Raw genomic sequence first — 4,204 nt, 5'->3', positions numbered from 1 at the left:
GCGTAAATCTCACAACACACCTCGAAAGTATCCTCGCTGAATTCAAAGCGAAGGAGACGATTTACGGCTATCCGAAAAGGAAAATGTACCTGGGATTTCCCGTGGTGGATTTCTCTGTAGATTTTCACGGCAGAAGAGCAGAGACGCTTTTGGGACCGGCGTCCGGCCCCCACAGCCAGATGGTGCAGAATATCGTGCTGGCGTTTTTGGGCGGTAGCCGGATTATGGAACTCAAAACGGTGCAGATTCTCGATCAGCTGGAGATTCCACGTCCCTGTATCGACATTCGCAACGTCGGTTACAATGTCGAATGGTCACAGGAGATGCGCCTTGAAGACTCGTTCAACGAATACGTGACTGCCTGGGTTTTGCTAAAGCTCATCGAGGAGTTGGAGGTTTTGGGGATTCCAAAGGGCAATCCGTTTTATGACACGGTTTTTGATATTTCTGCAGGTTATGATTTGAAAGGCATTCAATCTCCGCAAATGCACAAGTGGCTGTCGGAGTTTAAAAATGCGGGGCCGGCAATCAGGGGTATTCTCGAAACCCTGCCGCCAAAATTTGCAACCCTCAAAAAGATAGACATCGAACCTGAGATTTCCAATTCGGTAACACTCTCGACGTTTCACGGCTGCCCGGGAGACGAAATTGAGTCAATCGTCGAGCATCTGATCAGCGAGCATGGCTTTCATGTGATCGTGAAAATGAATCCTACTATTTTGGGGCATGACGGTGTGGGGAAAATTCTGCATGAGGATTTAGGTTACAAAAATATCGAACTCGACCCGCAGGCTTTCGACAACGACGTTTCCTTTGATGAAGCGATTACCATGATGAAACGCCTCCAACAGTTTGCGGCCAAACATAAAGTCAATGTTGGAGCTAAATTCACTAATACGCTTGTTGTAAAAAATAATCAGGACATTTTTTCAGATAAGGTCATGTATCTCTCCGGCGCCCCGCTGCATGTTTTAGCAATGAAAGCCATGCACCGATTCCGAACTGAGATGGGTGATGATTTCCATGTTTCCTTTTCGGCGGGAATCACCAAGCACAATTTTGTAGACGCGGTGCAGTGCAACATGAAGCCGATCACCACCTGCACCGATCTGCTCAAAGAGGGCGGCTACATGCGATTATTCGATTATCTGCGGCGCTTGAGGGAGGCGATGGATAACGCCGGCTGCGCTGCAATCGATGAATTCATTATTTCGCAGTCAGATGAAAAAACTCTCGCTGCCGCGGGTGTGGCGAACTCGAATCGAATTGTTCCTGCACTGGTTGAGAATTCAGCATATCATCAGGAAACCAACCTTAAAACACCGCCTAAAATCGATAGCCATTTGACCCTGTTTGACTGTATTACCTGCAACAAATGTTTGCCTGTTTGCCCGAACGCTGCAAATTTTTCAATTCCAGTGGGCACAATGAAAGTGCCAATTACAAATTATAAATGGCTCAACGGTCGTTTTGAACCGACGAATGGCGAGACATTTGTTTTGACCAAGAAAAATCAGATCGCCAACTTAGCTGATTTTTGTAACGATTGCGGCGATTGTGACACTTACTGTCCGGAATTTGGCGGACCATTTATCGAAAAGCCGCGTTTCTTTTTTTCCGAAGCGAGCTATAAAAGACATAATAATTACGACGGTTTTTACTTTCCGACTACGGATTCAATGACGGGCCGCATTGAAGGTCAGGAATATTTTTTAAATTATGATCCCTCAAATGAAGAGTACCTTTGGCGGTCGTTGCAAGTAGAAATGCGACTCGATTCCGAAAATCGTTTTCTATCAGGTGACGTTTTAAATGGTTTGCTTGAAAATGAAGACATCGATATGCGGGCGTTTTATATTATGCGGGTTTTGTTTGACGGGATAAAGAGCAATCCGGATGATTATACTTCGGTAATGTTGTTAGGTGCCAATGAATAAATTTTTAATAATCGAGAGGTGAAAGATGGTTAAAGATGGAAGATGAAGTGATAAAAATGATCCAAAACATGCCGGAAGAGACCTCAGTTGAAGATATAATGGCTGAGTTGTATTTTCGGTATCAAGTTGATGAAGGACTAAAACAGCTTGACGAAGGGCGAGGTATTTCCCACGAAGAAGTAGAGAAACGCATGGCTAAATGGCTAAAAGAATAAAGTGGTCTCCAAAGGCGATTCAAAGTTTTGAGGAAATTTGTAATTACATTTGCAAAGACTCTGAGTATTATGCTTCAATCTTCGCAAAAAAGATCAATGCAATTGTTAAAGAGATCCCAAGGTTCCTATGTTAGGTCGAATCGTTCCGGAATATCAGGAAGAAAATTTGAGAGAAAAAATTTTCCAGAGCTATAGAATTGTTTATCGCTTAAAAGCTGACATCGTCGAGATTGTTGTGATTTCTCATGGAGCAAAGCAATTAGATGTCTGAATTTGAATTAAAGATTTATTGGAGTGATGAAGATCAAGCTTTCATCGCGGAAGTACCGGAATTGCCGGGTTGTGCAGCGGATGGCAAAACTTACAAGGAAGCCGTCGAGAATGTAGAAGGTATTATTCAAGAATGGATTGAAACTGCCAAAGAATTAGGGCGGCCAATTCCCAAACCTAAGGGAAGACTGAAATACGCTTAGTGATTTTTTTATTTGAAAGGATTTTGCGGAGTGCGACCCCTTCCCGACGTTCCTTAAATATATAATAATGAAGTCGGGAAGGAGGCGCGCGAAGCCCGCGCAGGATCCCTCGCCCCGTTGGATAGTTAAGCGGAGATAATTTTTATAAAAAAGTGGTACTTATCCCACGGGGCGAGGAGCCGGAGCGGCCCTAAAATATCAAAAACGATCTGTGAAAAAAATAGAAGGACAATTTTATGCAATTTACTTTAAACGGCAAAACAAAAACTTATGATGGCGACCCTGAGCTTCTGCTCCTCAGCTATCTGAGAGAGCATGAAAACATCATTTCTCCCAAAGACGGTTGCGCCCCTCAAGCAGCATGCGGCTGCTGTGTGGTGGAGCTTAACGATCGTGCGGTTCTCTCTTGTGCCATTTCAATGAAAAAAGTCGTTGATGGTGAGGTCACGACAATTGAGGGGTTAGATCAAAAAACGCAGGAGGTTTTCGCAAATGCTTTTCTGGACAAAGGCGGCGTCCAGTGCGGTTTTTGTATTCCCGGATTCGTCATGCAGGCAAAAGTTCTATTGGATAAAAATACCGAGCCAACGCGAGAAGAAGTCACCAATGCTTTGACTCCAAATCTGTGTCGTTGCACAGGTTATAAAAAAATCATCGATTCAATTTTATGCGCCGGAGAAAATTTAAGAAACGGCAAATCTGACTCCAATGGCAAATGTACAGGTAAAATTGGTGAGAGGTTGCCGAAATATGATTCTTACGACGTCGTTCTCGGACAGCGACCGTTCGTCTGCGATATGAAATTTGACGATATGCTTTACGGCGCCTTGAAATTTAGCGACCATCCGCGTGCCGAAGTTTTATCTATCGATACAAGTCAAGCAAAAAAATTGCCGGGCGTGACAAAGGTTTTTCTTGCAGATGAAATTCCCGGAGATCGAAATGTCGGACTCATTGTTCCCGATTGGCCGACCATGGTTAAGGTCGGAGAACTGACTCGTTATGTCGGTGATGTCATAGCAGGCGTTGTTGCTAAAACTGAAGCCATTGCCCGTGAAGCGATTGATCTGATAAAAGTCGAATATAAAGTTTTGAAACCAATAACTGATCCGCACGACGCCTTAAAACCAGAGGCTGCTAAAATTCATGCCAATGGTAACGTTCTATCGACGACAAAAATGAAACTTGGCAATGCCGATGAAGTTTTGCAAAAATCCGATTTTGTTGTAAGCGGTAAGTTTCAAACGCAAACCATTGAGCATGGATTTATGGAACCGGAAAGCAGTATAGCAAAACCGTGGTATGATGGCATCGAAGTTTTTTCACAAGGCCAGGGCATTTATGAAGATCAAAAACAGATTGCCAAGCTCTTAAATCTGTCTTTGGAAAAAGTCAAAGTTGTAATGGTTCCAAATGGCGGCGCCTTTGGCGGCAAAGAAGATTTGTCGATTCAAGGGCACGCCGCGCTTTTTGCCTATCATCTCAAAAGACCCGTCAAAATCACTTTAACTCGCGACGAGTCGATTCGCATGCATCCCAAACGGCATCCCCTGTGGATGGATTATTCTGTCGGTTGCAA

4 protein-coding genes and 1 pseudogene are annotated in these 4,204 nt (G+C 44.0%); all 5 read left to right on the top strand.

Annotated features, from left to right (window positions below; translation table 11 throughout):
- Positions 1 to 1,937: hypothetical protein (locus tag IH879_20700; protein ID MCH7677349.1), on the top strand; the 1,937-nt coding region annotated here is incomplete at its 5' end.
- A gap of 47 nt (positions 1,938 to 1,984) precedes the next feature.
- Positions 1,985 to 2,152, top strand: coding sequence for a hypothetical protein (locus IH879_20695; GenBank protein MCH7677348.1), 168 nt, complete (start codon positions 1,985 to 1,987; stop codon positions 2,150 to 2,152).
- Positions 2,153 to 2,276: 124 nt separating this feature from the next.
- Positions 2,277 to 2,423: pseudogene (locus IH879_20690) on the top strand (type II toxin-antitoxin system RelE/ParE family toxin).
- Positions 2,416 to 2,625, top strand: coding sequence for a type II toxin-antitoxin system HicB family antitoxin (locus tag IH879_20685; protein MCH7677347.1), 210 nt, complete (start codon positions 2,416 to 2,418; stop codon positions 2,623 to 2,625). Before IH879_20690 ends, IH879_20685 begins: the two are co-directional and overlap by 8 nt.
- Before the next feature lie 236 nt (positions 2,626 to 2,861).
- The coding region (locus IH879_20680) for a molybdopterin-dependent oxidoreductase (protein ID MCH7677346.1) at positions 2,862 to 4,204 on the top strand (1,343 nt) is incomplete at its 3' end.

It is taken from the genome of candidate division KSB1 bacterium, assembly GCA_022562085.1.
Lineage (GTDB): Bacteria > Zhuqueibacterota > Zhuqueibacteria > Oceanimicrobiales > Oceanimicrobiaceae > Oceanimicrobium.
The sequence above is the reverse complement of the archived record's forward strand: the minus strand, read 5'-3'. Positions and strand labels throughout refer to the sequence as shown.

What these genes read in the sequence shown, in the direction of transcription:
- IH879_20685 (MCH7677347.1), top strand. Translation starts at nt 2,416, where the DNA reads ATGTCTGAATTTGAATTAAAGATTTATTGGAGTGATGAAGATCAAGCT.